At 73.9% G+C, this 15489-nt stretch carries 13 protein-coding genes; 3 read left to right on the top strand and 10 right to left on the bottom strand.

Features of this window, described 5'->3' with window-relative positions:
- Positions 1-201: 201 nt before the first annotated feature.
- The 3 genes from KM842_RS03030 to KM842_RS03040 form a co-directional block, all read right to left on the bottom strand.
- Positions 202-921, bottom strand: coding sequence for a hypothetical protein (locus tag KM842_RS03030; RefSeq protein ID WP_216260834.1), 720 nt, complete (start codon positions 919-921; stop codon positions 202-204).
- A 101-nt stretch (positions 922-1022) separates the two neighbouring features.
- Positions 1023-2165: a glycosyltransferase family 4 protein gene (locus tag KM842_RS03035; protein WP_216260836.1), complete on the bottom strand. Its 1143-nt coding sequence runs from the start codon at positions 2163-2165 to the stop codon at positions 1023-1025.
- Between the two features lie 142 nt (positions 2166-2307).
- The gene (locus KM842_RS03040) at positions 2308-3378 is read right to left on the bottom strand and encodes a lysylphosphatidylglycerol synthase transmembrane domain-containing protein (protein ID WP_216260837.1); all 1071 of its coding nucleotides are present in this window, start codon (positions 3376-3378) and stop codon (positions 2308-2310) included.
- Positions 3379-3407: 29 nt separating this feature from the next.
- Here KM842_RS03040 and KM842_RS03045 point away from each other — a divergent pair, with 29 nt between their 5' ends.
- Positions 3408-4589, top strand: a complete 1182-nt coding sequence (locus KM842_RS03045) for a glycosyltransferase family 4 protein (RefSeq protein WP_216260839.1) — start codon at positions 3408-3410, stop codon at positions 4587-4589.
- Between the two features lie 33 nt (positions 4590-4622).
- Here KM842_RS03045 and KM842_RS03050 read toward each other — a convergent pair whose 3' ends face one another.
- From KM842_RS03050 to KM842_RS03080, 7 genes are read right to left on the bottom strand one after another with little or no spacing between them, the layout of a single operon-like run.
- The gene (locus KM842_RS03050) at positions 4623-6608 is read right to left on the bottom strand and encodes a right-handed parallel beta-helix repeat-containing protein (RefSeq protein WP_216260841.1); all 1986 of its coding nucleotides are present in this window, start codon (positions 6606-6608) and stop codon (positions 4623-4625) included.
- A gap of 10 nt (positions 6609-6618) precedes the next feature.
- Positions 6619-8196: an ArnT family glycosyltransferase gene (locus KM842_RS03055; protein WP_216260843.1), complete on the bottom strand. Its 1578-nt coding sequence runs from the start codon at positions 8194-8196 to the stop codon at positions 6619-6621.
- Positions 8193-9128 carry an NAD-dependent epimerase/dehydratase family protein gene (locus KM842_RS03060; RefSeq protein ID WP_216260845.1) on the bottom strand — a complete coding sequence of 312 codons (936 nt, stop codon included), beginning with the start codon at positions 9126-9128 and terminating at the stop codon, positions 8193-8195. The genes KM842_RS03055 and KM842_RS03060 overlap by 4 nt, the downstream gene beginning before the upstream one ends.
- Complete coding sequence (gene rfbD, locus KM842_RS03065) at positions 9125-9976, bottom strand: dTDP-4-dehydrorhamnose reductase (protein ID WP_216260847.1); 852 nt, start codon at positions 9974-9976, stop codon at positions 9125-9127. The genes KM842_RS03060 and rfbD overlap by 4 nt, the downstream gene beginning before the upstream one ends.
- 14 nt (positions 9977-9990) lie before the next feature.
- On the bottom strand, positions 9991-10977 hold the full coding sequence (gene rfbB, locus KM842_RS03070; protein ID WP_216260849.1) for a dTDP-glucose 4,6-dehydratase: 987 nt from the start codon (positions 10975-10977) through the stop codon (positions 9991-9993).
- A 41-nt stretch (positions 10978-11018) separates the two neighbouring features.
- Positions 11019-12644, bottom strand: a complete 1626-nt coding sequence (locus KM842_RS03075; protein WP_216260852.1) for a DUF2142 domain-containing protein — start codon at positions 12642-12644, stop codon at positions 11019-11021.
- A 4-nt stretch (positions 12645-12648) separates the two neighbouring features.
- Complete coding sequence (locus tag KM842_RS03080; protein WP_216260854.1) at positions 12649-13590, bottom strand: glycosyltransferase family 2 protein; 942 nt, start codon at positions 13588-13590, stop codon at positions 12649-12651.
- Between the two features lie 123 nt (positions 13591-13713).
- On the opposite strand from KM842_RS03080, the gene KM842_RS03085 reads away from it, so the two are divergent.
- Both KM842_RS03085 and KM842_RS03090 read left to right on the top strand, forming a co-directional pair.
- The gene (locus KM842_RS03085; protein ID WP_216260856.1) at positions 13714-14814 is read left to right on the top strand and encodes a glycosyltransferase; all 1101 of its coding nucleotides are present in this window, start codon (positions 13714-13716) and stop codon (positions 14812-14814) included.
- 65 nt (positions 14815-14879) lie between these two features.
- The gene (locus KM842_RS03090; protein WP_216260858.1) at positions 14880-15488 is read left to right on the top strand and encodes a dTDP-4-dehydrorhamnose 3,5-epimerase family protein; all 609 of its coding nucleotides are present in this window, start codon (positions 14880-14882) and stop codon (positions 15486-15488) included.
- The last annotated feature ends 1 nt before the right edge of the window (position 15489 follow it).

Below are 15489 nucleotides of genomic sequence, written 5' to 3' on the forward strand. Positions count from 1 at the left end.
CCTGACACGAGCAGTTCTGACGCGAGCAGTTCTGACGCGAGCAGGCGTGACGCGAGCAGATCAGCGGCGTGCTTGCTGATCGCACGCACGCACGCACGCGTGCCGTCCACCGACGGCTGTCGGCGCGCGGGGCGCCGGGTCGCTCGGGAGCGGGTCGTTCACCCGCGCCGCGGCCCGGACGCCGCGGCCCGGACGCCGCGGTCAGGAGCGGACGGCGCCCGAGACCGCGTCGACGGTGACGGTCCGGTCCGCTCCGGCGACCGAGAGCGTGGCCGTCCACGTCGGGGCCGACGCGGAGCCGCCGAGCACGAGCGACCGCAGCGCGCTGCCCGACATGGCCTTCATGGCCGTCGTGGCGGCCGTCGCCGCGTCGACCCGCGCAGCGCCCGCCCGTGCGGCGTTCGCGGCCTTCGTGGCCGCGTCGGCGTCCTTCGGGAACGGGCCGGAGGTGACCCGGCCGAGGGTCGCGGACACGACCGACTGCGTCTGTGATCCGTCCGGCCCGGCGACGAGCACCGTCCACTCGTCCCCGGAACCGGCGATCGACACGACGGTGCCACCGCCGGCCGCGGCGACGCCCTGCTGGCTGATCGCGGACCAGTCGACGGAGGCGGGGGTCTCGACGCCGCTGCCGTTGCCGGTGCCCGGGCCGGTGCCGTCGTCCGTGCCGCCGGTCTGGTCGTCACTCGGGACGGCCGGGGTCGACGGGGCAGCGGGGGCCGCCGACCCGTCGGGGGCGGGAGCGCTGCTCGTGGTCGGCGCCGGGGTCGGGGTGGCGGACGGGGTCCGCGTCGCCGTGGCGGACCGCGTGGGCGAGGGCGACGGGTCGTCGCCGCCCGAGCACGCCGTCAGCGTCATCGTCAGGCCGAAGCCGAGGGCGACGGAGGCGGTGAGGACGGTGAGCGGGCGGCGCGTGGGCATGGGGCGATCATCCCAGCGCCGTGCGGTGCCCTCGGGCGGCGACACGGGCCTCCCCGGCGATCGATGCCGAGCCGTGACCGCGTTGCGCGACGTCGTGCCGGTCAGAGGTCGGCGTGCAGCTGCCAGGTCTCGAGCGCGGAGTCGCGCCAGTCGAACATGCGCGCGCGGTCCGGCCCGGCGATCGCCAGTCGACCGGCGAGGTCGGGGTCGTTGACCACCTGGTACACCGCCTGCGCGAGCCGGGTCGGGTAGGAGTCGCGCGGGTCGCGGGCGACGGTCACGCCGGCGTCGGCGGCGACCTCGCGCACGGCCTCGTCGTCGGAGTGGATGACCGGGGTGCCGAAGCTCATCGCCTCGATCACCGGCAGCCCGAAGCCCTCGGCGAGGCTCGGGAACACGAACACCGACGCGCGGTCGTAGGTGACGGCGAGGTCGGCGTCGTCGAGGCGGCCGAGGATCTTCACCCGGTCGGCGGGCAGTCCCACGCGTTCGGCCGTCGCGAGCACGTCCACGTCGCCCCAGCCGTCCGGCCCGGCGATGACGAGCGGGACGTCCTGAGGTGCTTCCGGGTGCGCCATAGCCTCGATGAGGTGGGCGAGGCCCTTGCGGGGCTCGAGCGTTCCGACCGCGAGGACGTACCGCTCCGGCAGTCCGAGCCGCTCGGCACGCAGGTCGGCGTCGACCGGCACGCGGAGCCGGGCGCTCGGGGCGCCACCGATCACGCGGAGGCGGTCGTCGAACGGGAAGAGGGCGTTGAGCGCCCCGGCGACGGCGTGGGTCGGGACGACGACCGCGTCGGCGTACTTCCACGCCCGCTTGATCATCGCCTTGTGGAAGTGCACACCGCGCGGGGTGAGGGTCTCCGGGTTCGTCCACGGCACGATGTCGTGCACGGTGACGACGGTCTGGCGGCCCGGGTCCTGCACGCGGTCGTGCTTGACGAGCGGGGCGAGGACGCTCGGTGCGTGCACCATGCCGTGCGCCGACCCGCGGGCGAAGCCGCCCTGCCAGGCGAGTGAGAGCTCACGACGGCCGAGCGGGATGCGCTCGATGTCGGCGACACCCGGCAGGAGCGTCCGCAGGTGGGCGAGTTCGTCGCGGGAGGCCGCGGACACGACCGCCTCGACGTCGCAGCCGGCCGGGGCGGTGGCGATGAGCTGGCGCGTGAGCTCCTCCGCGTAGCGGCCGATGCCGCCCGGGACCGGTGCGATCACCTGGTCCACGATCACGCGGAGAGTGGTCATGCGGTGGTGCTCCTCGGAGTCGACGGCAGTGGTCGGACGGGACGGGGCCCTGGTCGGCGGGTCCTGCGGTGGACCGGTGCGGTCCGGGACGAGCCCGGTGCGGGACGGACCCAGGACGCACGGCCCTGGTCGCTCCGTGACACTACCAGTGCCGGGTCTGGGGCTTCCCGGGGTCCGCGGCTGCGGCGGTGCGGCGGCGGTGCCGGACCGCGAGGGCGGCACCGAGACCGGCGAGCACGACGTCACCGATCGTCATGAACGCCCGGCTGACGACCGCGAGGGCCAGCGCGCCGGTCGGCGTCGTGACGGAACCGAGCAGCACCACGAGCACGGCCTCGCGGGCGCCGAGGCCGGCCGGGGCGATGACGAACAGGAAGCCCACGAGCCACGCCACCGCGTACGCACCGGTCGCGACCGGGAACAGGGCGGGGGAGTCGCTGCCGAAGGCGTGCAGCACGAACGACGCCTGCAGGCCGTACGCGATCCACATCACGACCGACCAGACGATCGACATGACGGTGCCGCCCCACGACAGCACGATGTCCTGCGGCGGGCGGCGGAGCAGGCGCATGGCGAGGGCGATGAGTCGACCGAGCACCGGCGGGGTCAGCGCGACGAGGCCGATCACGACGACGATGCCGAGCCACCAGAAGGTCGTCAGGCCGTCGGGCGCGCCGAACAGGAGCGCGAGGATGCCCACGAGTGCCGCTGTGACCATGCTCACGAGCATCGACGCGAGCGAGGCGACGGCGCTGCCGGTCCGGGCGAGACCGTGCGCACGGCCGAGCTCGGCCTGCGCGGCGATCGACCAGACGCCGCCGGGGATGTACTTGCCGAGCTGGCCCACGAAGAAGATCGACGACGCCGCCGCGGGGCGCACGCGGAACCCGGTGGCGGCCATCATCGCCCGCCACGAGAGCATGTTCGCGACGAGGGCGACGAGCGTCAGGAGCACACCGAGCGCGACCGTGCCGACGTCGAGCCGGGCGAAGTCGCGGACGATCTTGTCCCACTGGCCGACCACACCGAGGACCAGCAGCACGAGCGCGAGGACGGCCGCGGCCCACTTCACGACGGTGAGGATCCGGGCCCGACGGCTCGGAGGCGCGACCACGACCTCGGCGGCGGAGGGCGGCACGGCGAGTGCGGGCTCGGTCTGGTCGTCGCCGGATGCTGCGTCGGCGGCGGACCCCGTAGGCTGGCGAACGTCCATCGACCGACAACTCTAAGCGAGACCGCTGCATGCACCGCGACCCTGCTTCCCGTCCGACCCTGTTGGTCGCCGCGTCGACCTTCCCGGCCGAGCCGGGGGACGGGACCCCCGGCTTCGTGTTGGACCTGGCGCTGGCACTCGCCGACGACCACCGGGTCGTCGTGGTCGCTCCGATGACGAAGGGCGCCGCGACCCACCAGCGCATCGGTGACGTCGAGGTCCGGCGCTACCACTACTTCCCGTCGCGCTGGCGTGACCTGGCCGACGGCGCGATCGTGGACAACCTGCGCGCGAAGCCGGTCCGGTGGCTGCAGGTGCCGTTCTTCTTCGCCTCCATGGCGATCGCGCTCCGCCGGGAGGCCGCACGCTCCCGGCCGGACGTCGCCCTGCTGCACTGGATCATCCCGCAGGGGGCCGTCGGCAAGCTCGTCCTCGGATCCCTGCCGCGCGTCGTGACCACGCTGGGCGGCGACCTGTACGCCCTGCGGCACCCGGTCCTCCAGCGCGTCAAGCGGGCCGTCATTCGCAGCGCCGCGTCGATCACCTGCATGAGCACCGACATGGCCGCCGAGCTGCGCAAGCTCGGCGCCCGCGACGAGCAGGTGCACATCGTTCCGATGGGCGTCGACACCGCGCCGATCACGGCTGCCGTGGCGCGCGAGCAGCGGACGCCCGGCCGCGTCCTCTTCGTCGGCCGCCTCGTCGAGAAGAAGGGCGCGACCGTCCTGCTCGACGCGCTCGAGCGCATGCGGGAGCAGCCGGCCGAGGTCGTGGTCGTCGGTGACGGTCCGCTGCGCGGCGCCCTGGAGGCCCGTGCCGGTTCCGCCGTGTCGTTCGTCGGTGCGCGGTCCAAGGACGGCCTGGCGGCCGAGTACGCACAGGCCGGCATCGCGCTCTACCCGTCGGTCCCGGCCGCCAACGGCGACCGTGACGGCCTGCCGGTCGCGCTGCTCGAGGCGATGTCCGCGGGCTGCGCGATCGTCGCGTCCGCGGTGCCCGGCATCGTCGACGTCGTCGAGGACGGCGTGAACGGCCTGCTCGTGACACCGGGTGACGCCGGCGCCCTCGCGGCGGCGGTGGACCGGCTGCTCGCCGACCCGGCCCTCGCGTCGCGTCTCGGTGCGGCCGCGCAGGAGACCGCGGCGGCGTACACGGTCGAGGCCGTGGGCGACCGCTACCGCACGCTCATCGCGGGAGCGCTCGGCCGCTGACCGGCGAGGCGCAGGACGGCCTCGGCCCGGTCCTCAGCCGTCGGCGGCGACCCAGCCGCTGCCGGTCCGGTACTCGAGGACGCCCGGGGCGGGCTCCCGGCCGGTGTTCCGCACGACGTCACCCGGGAACGGCGTCAGCTCGCGCACGTCGGTCCCGATCGCCGTCGAGACGACGGACACCTCCTGCCGCCCCGTGCGGGAGACGAGCGGCGCCCGCCGCTGGGCGTCGTCGACGAGGACGCGGACCGGTGAGGCCGCGGCGCTCACCAGTCGGACGGCGGCGTCCGACCCGGCGCGCTGCCGCACCCCGCGCAGCGTGACCCGGGCGGGGGAGCGGAGGATCGCGAGCGCCCGTCCGCCCTGCAGCCCCTCGACCGTGATCGACGTGGCCGGGGCGTCGGGGTCGCCGTCCTCGTCCGCTGCCCACACCGAGCCGCCCGTGCGCCGCAGGTCCGTGAACCGGGCGGTGCCGATGCGGTAGCGGCCGGAGCCCTCGCGGAGGGACAGCACGTCACCGGTCCGTGCCGCGGAGCGGTCGTCGGCAACCGTGAGCAGCTGGATCCGCATCCGCGGGGCGCCGAGCTGCACGGTGTCGAAGTGCGGCGCGAGCACCGGGCATCGGGTGCCCTCGACGTGGACCTCGCGGACGCTGCGGACGGCGAGGCGCACGGCACACCCGGGCTGGTCGGAGCGGCCGGCGACCGAGCGGCTCGTGACGCCGCGGACGGTGATCGACTCGGCGGACGTCCCCGTGAAGCTGACGACGCCGTCCTTCGGGGCACGGGCGGAGGCGGGCCAGGCGACGTCGCTGACGGTGACCCGACCGAGGCGGGACGCCTGCACGTTGACGCTCGGGCTGCCGACGTGGGTGGCGGTGACGTCGCTGATCGTGCCGGAGAACCAGGTCGGCCCGGCGTAGTCGAGGACGTTGACGGGGGAGGCGCCGGTCACCGCGCCGTGCACCCCGGTCGCGCTGAACCGCTCGAGGTGGCGCTGGCGGCCGCCCGCCCCGATGCCGGAGGTCAGCTTGAGCAGGCTGTGGCACTCGTCCGAGTGCAGGTCCTCGACGACGACGTCGGTGATGTCGCCCTCGCAGTCGCCCAGGCGCGAGCCGTCGCGGGTCTGGCCGTCGACCGTCGTGAACGCCAGCAGGTCGTCGCCGGTCCGGCGCCCGGACAACCGGCGCACGACGACGTCCTGCGCCGGCCCGGTGACGTGCAGGCCGTCGGACGCCGTGTCGACGAAGCGGAGGTCGGTGACGGTGACCCGGGTGACGTCACCGAGCGCGACCCCGTACTGGCCGCCGATCTGCGGCCCGCCGACGGAACGGACGGTCATCCCGGTCAGCGTGAGGTCGGCGGCCCGCCGGATGAGGACACCGTGTGACTGCGTGGTCTGCGCGATGTGGTTCTTGTTGCGGTTCGTCCAGGTGCCGCCGCGGATGGTGATGCCGACGTCGACCGGGGCGTGCAGGTACACCGTCGCCTCGTGGTCGGTCGAGTCGGCGGGCAGGTCGAGCGACACCCGACGCGGCGACGTGACCTCGGTGATCCGGGCGTACAGCGACCCCGGCGCGCGGCGGTGTCCGGCGCGTGGTCCGACGCCGACGACCTGGACGCGCTGCCCGACGGTCGCCTGTGCGAAGACCGGCTGCGTCGTGGTCAGCGTGGTCGAGCGCGCACGGATCGAGCCGCTCGTCCGGGCGAGGGGTACCGCGGCGGCGTTGCGGAGCAGGTTGTCCCGGCGCGGTCCGGTGACGTCCGCTCCCGTGGCGTCCAGGTGCACCCCGGCCGGGACGATCAGCGGCGCCGTGAGCACGACGGAGCCCCGCAGCCGCCGGTACCCGGTGCCGAGGTCGTCGCGGGCCAGCCAGGCGTTGATCCGGGACGTCGCGGTGCGCGGCGTCGCGGTGAGCACGACGTCGGCGGTGTCCGCGACCGGTCCGTCGGCGGCCACGTCGAGGGCACCACCGGCGGACCCTGCCGCGAGCAGACCGAGGAGCGTCCGGCGTGTCAGCACGACGGTGCGGTCAGTCGGTCCGGTCCAGCAGGGCGGTGTCGCCCCGCCCGTCGGCGCGGTCCTCGGCGGCCGGGGTGTCGGTTCCGGTGTCCTCGGCTGCGGTGCCGTCGGTGGTCGGTGTACCCGGGCCGGACACGGCGGCCGGGGCTTCGGGACGTCGGCGGGCGTCGAGGAACGCCCCGACGACGCAACCCACCATGGCGACGAGGGACACGACGAACATGACCTGCACGACCCGCGCGGCGTGCGGCACGATGCCGACGACGTGGAGGTCGACGAGGGTCAGGTAGGGCACGACGGCCAGGGCGATCCAGAGCGCGGTGAAGACGCCCGACGTCCAGCGCCAGCCGGTCAGGCCGGCCGACATCGCGATGGCGATCGGCGGCAGGACGGTCAGCGCGTACCGGGTGATCGGGGCGCCGCCGCCGGTGACGTACTGGATCTCGACGACGACGAGCAGCAGGGTGACGGCGACGAACATCGCCACGACGAGGCCGACCGAGAGCCACGCCGGCATCCAGCCGAGCGGGGCGACCCGGCGGACGGGGAGCGCGGTCCCGCTGCGGGTGCGGCGGACGAGCGCGACGAGGCCGACGACGACCGCGAGCACGATCGGCCCGAGCATGAGCACCCACTGCGTCGGGTCGGCGGGCTTCATGATGCCGCGGTACACGCCGAACAGGCTCTTGTAGAACTCGGGGTCGAACGTGATGTCGAGGAACGGCCGCTCGACGCGTCCGGCGTTCTCGAGGCCCCACTGCGCGTGGCGGCCGCTGAAGTTGCCGGTCGTCTGCTTGTTGTGCACGTACCACCAGCCCGCGGCGACGAGCGCGGCGAGCCCGGGCATCGCGGCGGCGAGCAGCCGGGCCCAGACCGCCGGCAACCGGCCGAGCCGGACGGTCGGCGCGAGCAGGACGGCAGCGCAGATCGCGATGAGCCAGACGAAGAAGGTGAGGCGGGTCGCCATGCCGCCGGCGCCGACGAGCGCGGCACCGACCAGGAGGCGCGGCCCGACCCCGGTGCGCAGCGCGGCCCCGGCGACACCGCAGGCCAGGGCGCAGAACACGACGAAGAGCACGTCGTTGTAGATCGAGGAACCCTGCTGGACGAGCATGCCGGCGAGGGCGGTGACGACGGCGGCGCCGCCGGGCAGGCGACGGTGGCCGGGGAAGCAGCGCGAGGCGGCCCAAGCGGTGGCGAGGACCACGAGTCCGGCCATCACGGCGCTCACCATGCGTCCGGCGAGGACGGCGATCAGGGCGTGGTCACCGTCGTAGAGCGGGCCGACGATCGGCGCGAGCACCAGGTAGTACAGCGGCGGGTGCTGCGAGACCCACTGGACGGGGGCGTCGACGCCGAAGGTCGTGCCGTAGGTGATGCCGTCCTCGAAGACCGGGAAGCGGCCGTGCCAGAGCAGGACCGCGTAGTCGAAGTGTGCCGGTTCGTCCTTGCTGCCGAGCGGCGGGTACGTGAAGGCGCGGGCGACCGACGCGGCGACCATGAGCAGGGTCGCCGCCCAGACGGTCAGCGTCGCCCACTCCGGCAGGCGCGCCCATCGCGGTGCGGTCCGGCGGCGGTGGCTGGTCATGGAGCTCCCGTGGCGGTGTGGTGGTTCGTGCGGACCGCGTCGACGGTCCGGCGGACGCCCTCGTCGAAGGGCACGAGCGTGCGGTCGTCGATACCGGTGAGGACGGTCGACCGGAACCGGAGGTCGGTGCCGTGGAACGTCGACGACGGGTCGTGGCCGGCGCGGACGTCGAGCGGTTCCCCGAGGGCCGCGGTGACGGCGTCGACGACCTCGGTGATGGTGTGCCCGACCTGCGAGGCGAAGATCTTCGTCGTGGTGCTGCCCGGTGCGGCGGCGGCCACGGCGTCGAGCCCGTCGGCGACCATGGCCGCCGCGTCGTCGATGTAGAGGTAGTCGCGGGTGGTCTCGAACGGCACGTAGATCGACGACGGCCGACCCTCGAGGTGCGCGAGCGCGAGCTGCGAGACGAGTCCTTGTCGCTTCCGCAGGTTCGCGCCGGGACCGTAGAGGTTCGCGATGCGCCCGACGAGGAGTCGCGTGCCCGTCGCGGTCGCCCAGGCGGCGAAGCGTTCCTCGGCGAGCAGTCGGCTGCGTCCGTACGGCGCGAGCGGGTTCGGCTCCGTGGACTCGTCGAACGGTGGTGCCGTGGACCCCGCGAACACCGCGCCGGCCGAGGACGCGAAGAACGCGGTGCCGGGGGTCACCGGTGCGTCCGCGTCGCCGAACGCGCCGTCGAGGACGACGGACTCGGCGACGAACGCGCTCTCGTCGGTCGCCACGACACCGGTGCCCGCGCACCAGACGAGGTTCCACCGGCCGGGCGCGGACTGCACCTCGTGCAGCGCCGCGCGCAGCACGGCGCCCGCCGCCTCGGGCTCGGACCACGGGACGCTCGGGACGACCACGTCGTGGCCGCGCTGCGCGAGCGTGGTCCGGACGGCCGTGCCGAGGAACCCGCCGCCACCGACGACGAGGGTGGTGGGTGCGCTCACGCTGTGAGGACCCCCGCGGCCGCGGCGGCGTGCAGGGCCTCGCGCCAGTCGCGCATCGGCGCGATGCCGGCACGTGCCCAGCCGCCGTGCCCGAGGACGCTGTAGGCCGGTCGGGGTGCCGGACGGACGAAGGCACCGCTGTCGGTCGGGAGGACGCGGGCCGGGTCGAGCCCCGCCTCGGTGAAGATCGCCGTGGTGAAGTCGAACCAGGACGCCTGTCCGCCGTTCGTCCCGTGGTACGTGCCCGCGGGCGCGTCCGCGTCGACGAGCGCGACGATCTGCCGGGCGAGGTCGTTCGTCCACGTCGGCTGCCCGACCTGGTCGGTGACGACGCTGACCGTCTCGTGCGACCCGGCGAGGCGGATCATCGTCTTCGCGAAGTTCGGCCCGCCGGCGCCGTACAGCCACGCCGCGCGGACGATGTACGACGAGTCGGGGGCGATCGCGCGGACCGCGTCCTCGCCGGCGGCCTTCGTGCGGCCGTACGCGCCGAGCGGGTCGGTCGGCTCGTCCTCGTCGTACGGCGAGGTGCCGTTCCCGTCGAACACGTAGTCGGTCGAGACCTGGACCAGGCGCGCGCCGGCGTCGACCGCGGCCGCGGCGAGGACCGCCGGGCCGGTCGCGTTCACCGCGTACGCGTCGTCCTCGTGGGACTCGGCGTCGTCGACCTTCGTGTAGGCGGCGGCGTTGACGACGACGTCGTGTCCGGCGACGGCGGCACGGACGGCGGCCTGGTCGGTGATGTCGAGGTCGGCCCGGGAGAGCGCCGTGACGTCACGTCCGGCCAGGACCTGCTGGAGGTCCTGGCCGAGCATGCCGGCGGCACCGGTGATGAGGAAGCGGGTCATGGCGTGGACGGGGCTCAGGCGAGCGCCGCGCGCTCCTTCAGGGGCTCCCACCAGGCGCGGTTGTCGCGGTACCACTGCACGACGTCGGCGAGGCCCTGCTCGAACGGCACGAGGGGCTCGTAGCCGAGCTCGGCCTGGATCTTCGAGATGTCGACCGAGTAGCGCAGGTCGTGGCCGAGACGGTCCTGCACGTGCTCGACGGACGACCAGTCCTTGCCGGTGGCGTCGAGGAGCAGCTGCGTGAGCTCCTTGTTGGTCAGCTCGGTGCCGCCGCCGATGTTGTAGATCTCGCCTGCGCGGCCCTTGACGAGGACCATCGCGATGCCGCGGGTGTGGTCGTCGACGTGCAGCCAGTCGCGGATGTTGTTGCCCTCGCCGTACAGCGGGACGCTCTTGTCGTCGATCAGGTTCGTGACGAAGAGCGGGATGACCTTCTCGGGGAAGTGGTACGGCCCGTAGTTGTTCGAGCAGCGCGTGATCGAGAGGTTCAACCCGTGCGTGCGGTGGTAGCTGCGGGCGAGCAGGTCGCTGCCGGCCTTCGACGCCGAGTACGGCGAGTTCGGCTCGAGCGGGCGGTCCTCGTCCCACGAGCCCTCGCTGATGGAGCCGTAGACCTCGTCGGTGGAGACGTGCACGAAGCGCTCAGTGCCGTGGCGGAGCGCGGCGTCGAGCAGGCGCTGGGTGCCGACGACGTTCGTCTCGACGAAGATGCCGGAGTCGCGGACCGACCGGTCGACGTGGGACTCGGCGGCGAAGTGCACGATCGCGTCGACCGTGGGGACGACCTCGTCGAGCTTCGCGGCGTCGCGGATGTCGCCCTCGACGAAGCTGTAGCGCGGGGAGTCGGCCACCGGCGCCAGGTTCTCGAGGTTGCCCGAGTAGGTCAGGGCGTCGTACACGACGACCTCGGCGCCTTCGAGGCCGGGGTAGGCATCCTGCAGGGTTCGACGGACGAAGTTCGAGCCGATGAACCCGGCCCCTCCGGTGACGAGGATCTTCACGGTGACTTCCTTTTCGTGGCCGTGTGCGGTCGGCGAGCAGTCTAGTGGGGGAGGGCTTCCGGCTGGTGGACGGCCGCGTCGGGGTGGACCGGGCGTTCCCGCCCGACCCGACTCACCACCAGGACGGCGACGACCGCGAGGGCGACGAGCAGCCCGCAGCCCGCCGTGACCGCGCGGTCGCCGAGCGGTCCGGCCGACCAGACCGCGTAGCCGGACGCGTTCGTCGGCACCAGCGTCGTGGCGGCGGTGCGGATGCCCAGGCCGGCGACGACGCCGGCGACGGCCGTGGCAGCGGCGGGCAGGGCCTCTCGGACGACCCGCGGCACCCGGACCGAGCCGGCCAGGCGGCGCCAGGCGACCGCGCTGACGGCCACGAGTGCGACGAGACCGGGGAAGAGGTAGCGGCCCTGCGTCCCGACGACCTGCGCGGTGTCGAGGTAGGCGCGGAGGCTGGTGACCGTCTGCGCGGCGAGCAGCAGGACCGGGAACACGGCGAGCACGACGACCGCACGCCGGACGGGCGACCGCCGGAACGCCCAGCCGGCGACGAGCGCCACGGCGACGACGGTGAGGCCGACGGTCAGCCAGACCGGCAGGGCGGCGTAGGCGTTCGACCCGAAGCTGCCCCAGAACGTCCGGGTGACCGTGCCCCAGCTCACGTCGAGGAACGTGGCGGCGCTCGGCCCCTGTCCGGCGGGGAAGGCCTGCGGCGGTCGGATCGCCGCGTACCCGTCGGGCTGCACCGTGCCGTACCGCACGACGTTGCGGATCCACCACCACCCGCCGATCGCGGTGGCGAGCGCGAGGACCGCCACGGTCTCGAGCAGGCGACGACCGCGCGGCACGACCCCCGGCGCGACCAGCAGCCCGAGCGCGACCACGGGCACGGCGGGCAGACCGGTGCCCTTCGTCACGACGAGCAGGCCGAGCGCGGTCCCCAGGGCGAGCAGGGTGCGGCGACGCCGGTCGGCGGTCAGGACCCGGACGAGCAGCACCGTGACCACGCCCCCGAGCGTGATCGTGAGCGCGTCGTTCGTCACCGACGCACCGACGGACGCCAGTTCCGGCACCGCCAGGAGCGAGGCCGCCCCGACGAGGCCCGTCCGCGGCGAGCCGGTCAGCCGACGCACCGCGGCCCAGGCCAGGACCGGCAGGGGGAGCAGGAGCAGGGCGTCGACGAGCCGCAGGAGCAGCAGGGCGTGGTCCCACCGCAGCTGCTCGAACCCGACGACCCGCAGCACCGTGGCCTGCACCGCGTACGCGGTCGGCGGGTGCTGCGTCATCTGGTCGACGGCCGCCGGGTCGGCCCCGGGGTGCTCGGCACGGAGGGCCGCGACGGTCGAGCGGTCGGCCGCCGGAACCGCCGTGGTCCCCGCCGCCGCCTGCCCCGCCGCGGCCTGCACGATGCCGGTCATCCGCTGGTCGCCCGGGTCGACCCAGGGGTCACCGACGGCGAGGTGCAGGGCGCTGTCGAAGTGCGCCTTCTCGTCCGGTGCCTGGAACGGCGGGACGAGGACCGCCCAGAGCCCGAGCAGCACCGCGAACAGCGTCACGACCGCGGCGAGGGCGACGGCCTCCGGACGCCGGACGGCCGCCCGTCGGACGACGCCGTCGTCCGACGGGCGGGACGACGGACGCGGTGCGGGCTCCGGGCGGTCGGTGGCCACGACGTCAGTCGCCGTACCGCGCCAGTTTCTGCATGTCGAGCTGTTCCTCGGCGAGCGTCCGGTTCAACCGGGTCAGGTCCGCCACCACGCCGATGGTGATCGACAGCAGGGCCGCGATGACGAGCGTCACGCCGAGGATGAGCGACTGCAGGTGGTTGCCGCCCGAGTCCGCCAGGAGCAGCACCAGGTAGCGGACGAACGGGATGAGGCCGGCGACGCCGAACACCGCGCTCACCGAGGCGAACAGCGCCATCGGCCGGTACATGAGGTACACCCGGGCGATCGCGGACCCGGACTGGAACATGTGCTGCCAGATGTTCTTGAACAGCCGCGACTCGCGGGTCTTCGCGTTCGTCGTGATCGGGATGCTCGCGATCGCCAGGCGCTTGTACCCGGCCTGCACGATGGTCTCCATGCAGTAGCTGAAGCGCGTTACGATGTTCAGGCGGATGAGCGAGTACTTCGAGTACGCGCGGAACCCGCTCGCGGCGTCGGGCAGGTCGAGCCCGGCGGCACGGCTGGCGACGAACGAGCCGAACTGCTGCATCGTCTTCTTGAAGCCGGAGAAGTGCTCGATCGTGCGGGTCTGCCGGTCACCGATCACGATGTCCGCGTCCCCGGTGAGGATCGGCTGGACCAGCTCGGTGATGTGCGCCTGCGGGTACTGGTTGTCGCCGTCGGTGTTCACGACGATGTCGGCGCCGTGGAGGAGGGCGTAGTCGACGCCGTCGCGGAAGGACCGCGCGAGGCCCATGTTGCGCGTGTGCCGGACGAAGTGCGTCACGCCGTGCGCCTTCGCCACCTCGACGGTGCGGTCGGTGGAGCCGTCGTCGATGATGAGGATCTCGATCTCGTCGATGCCCGGGATCGACGTCGGGATGGTCTCGAGGACATCGGGGAGCGTCTGCTCCTCGTTGAGGCAGGGGATCTGGACGAACAGTTTCACGAGCTGGCGGTCCCTGGGGTCGGCGGACGAGAGGTCCGGCGCAGCATCGGGGAGCATCCCCGACGGACGCCAAGACGGAACAGTCTAAGCAGACCAGGGTGTCCGTCGTGCCACGATGGGCGCATGGCAGCGCTCCGCTCGACCGTCGCCCGCCTGCTGCGCGGCCGGACCCCCGCTCCGCCCGCCGAGCCGCCGCTCGTCGGGTTCGTCGTGCACGGCGCCGGCGGCGTGCACCCGGCCTCGGCGCACATCCGGGTGGTCGCGCGGATGACGGCGCTCGCCGCCTCCGGCGCCGCCCGGGTCGCGCAGGTCGATCCGGTCCGCTGGGCCGACGGCTCGGACACCGCGCACCTCGACGCGATCCTCGTGCAGCGTGACGCCTTCCCGCTCGCGTCGCTCGACGCGGCCTTCGCGCGCGCCGCCGGGGAGGGCACCCGCATCGTCGCCGAGGTGGACGACGACTTCTTCACCCCGGAGGCCCGTGCCCGGCTCGCGCAGGCAGAGTACGACGCCGACCGCCTGGCCGCGGTGGACCGCCTGGTCCGCGGGGCCGACGCGGTGGTCGTGGCGACCGAGCCGCTCCGGGCGGTCCTGGCCGCCGAGGGCGTCGACGCGGTCGTCGTGCCGAACGGCGTGCAGCCCGAGCCGTGGCCGACCCGCCCCGCGCGGCCGGACCCGACCGGCGACCGACGCGTCCTCTACATGGGGAGCGCCACCCACGGCGGCGACCTCGACCTGCTCCGCCCCGTGTTCGACGACTTCGTGACCGCCGACGGCCGACGGGTCCGGCTCGAGGTCGTCGGGGTCACCGGGGACGACGACGACTGGTTCGACCGGCTCGCCCTGCCGGAGGACGCCGTCCACCACCCCGACTTCGTCGCCTTCCTGCGGGAGCGTGCCGACCGGTGGTCCGCGGGGGTGGCACCGCTCACCGGCGAGCGGTTCAACGACGCCAAGAGCGACCTCAAGTTCCTCGAGTACACGATGCTCGGCCTGCCGTTCGTCGGCTCGGACCGCCCCTCGTACGCCGGCGTCGCGGGCGCCGGTGGGCTGCTCGTCGGGGACGAGCCGGCCGCGTGGCGCACCGCCCTCGAGACGGCGTTCCGCGAGGCCGACGACCGCGTCGCGCGCGCCCGCCGGACCGTGCTCGCCGAACGCACCGTCGGTCCCGGCGTCGACACCCCGGGGGAACGGGCCTGGCGGGCGGCGCTCGGGCTCGCCTGAGCACACCGGGAGGTCCCCGGCGCGGTCCCGGCCACCGGGATCGGGCCCCTTGCTAGGCTGCCCCGGTGCAGATCCGCGAACTGAAGATCCCCGGCGCGTGGGAGTTCACGCCCGTCCAGCACGGTGACGCCCGTGGTGCGTTCCTCGAGGCCTACCGTGCCGACGTGCTCGAGGAGACCGTCGGGCACGCGCTCGACCTCCGCCAGGTAAACATGTCGGTGTCCGCCGCCGGTGTCGCCCGGGGCATCCACTACGCCCTCGTACCGCCGAGCCAGGCCAAGTACGTCACGGCCGTGCGCGGTGCGTTCATCGACTACGTCGTCGACATCCGGGTCGGGTCGCCGACGTTCGGGCAGTGGGACGCCGTCCGGATCGACGACGTCGAACGCCGTGCCGTGTACCTGTCCGAGGGCCTCGGCCACGCGATCGTCGCGCTCGAGGACCGGTCGACCGTGAACTACCTCGTCAGCGCGCACTACGACCCGCAGCGCGAGAAGGGGATCAGCATCCTCGACCCGACCGTGGGCCTCGAGCTCCCGGACGGGATCGGCGAGCCGGTGCTGTCCGAGAAGGACACCACCGCGCCGACCCTCGAGCAGGCCGCCGAGCAGGGCCTGCTGCCGACGTACGAGGAGTGCGTCGCGTACACCGAACAGCTCCGGACGAAGAAGTAAA

It is taken from the genome of Curtobacterium sp. L6-1, from assembly GCF_018885305.1.
GTDB lineage: Bacteria > Actinomycetota > Actinomycetes > Actinomycetales > Microbacteriaceae > Curtobacterium > Curtobacterium aetherium.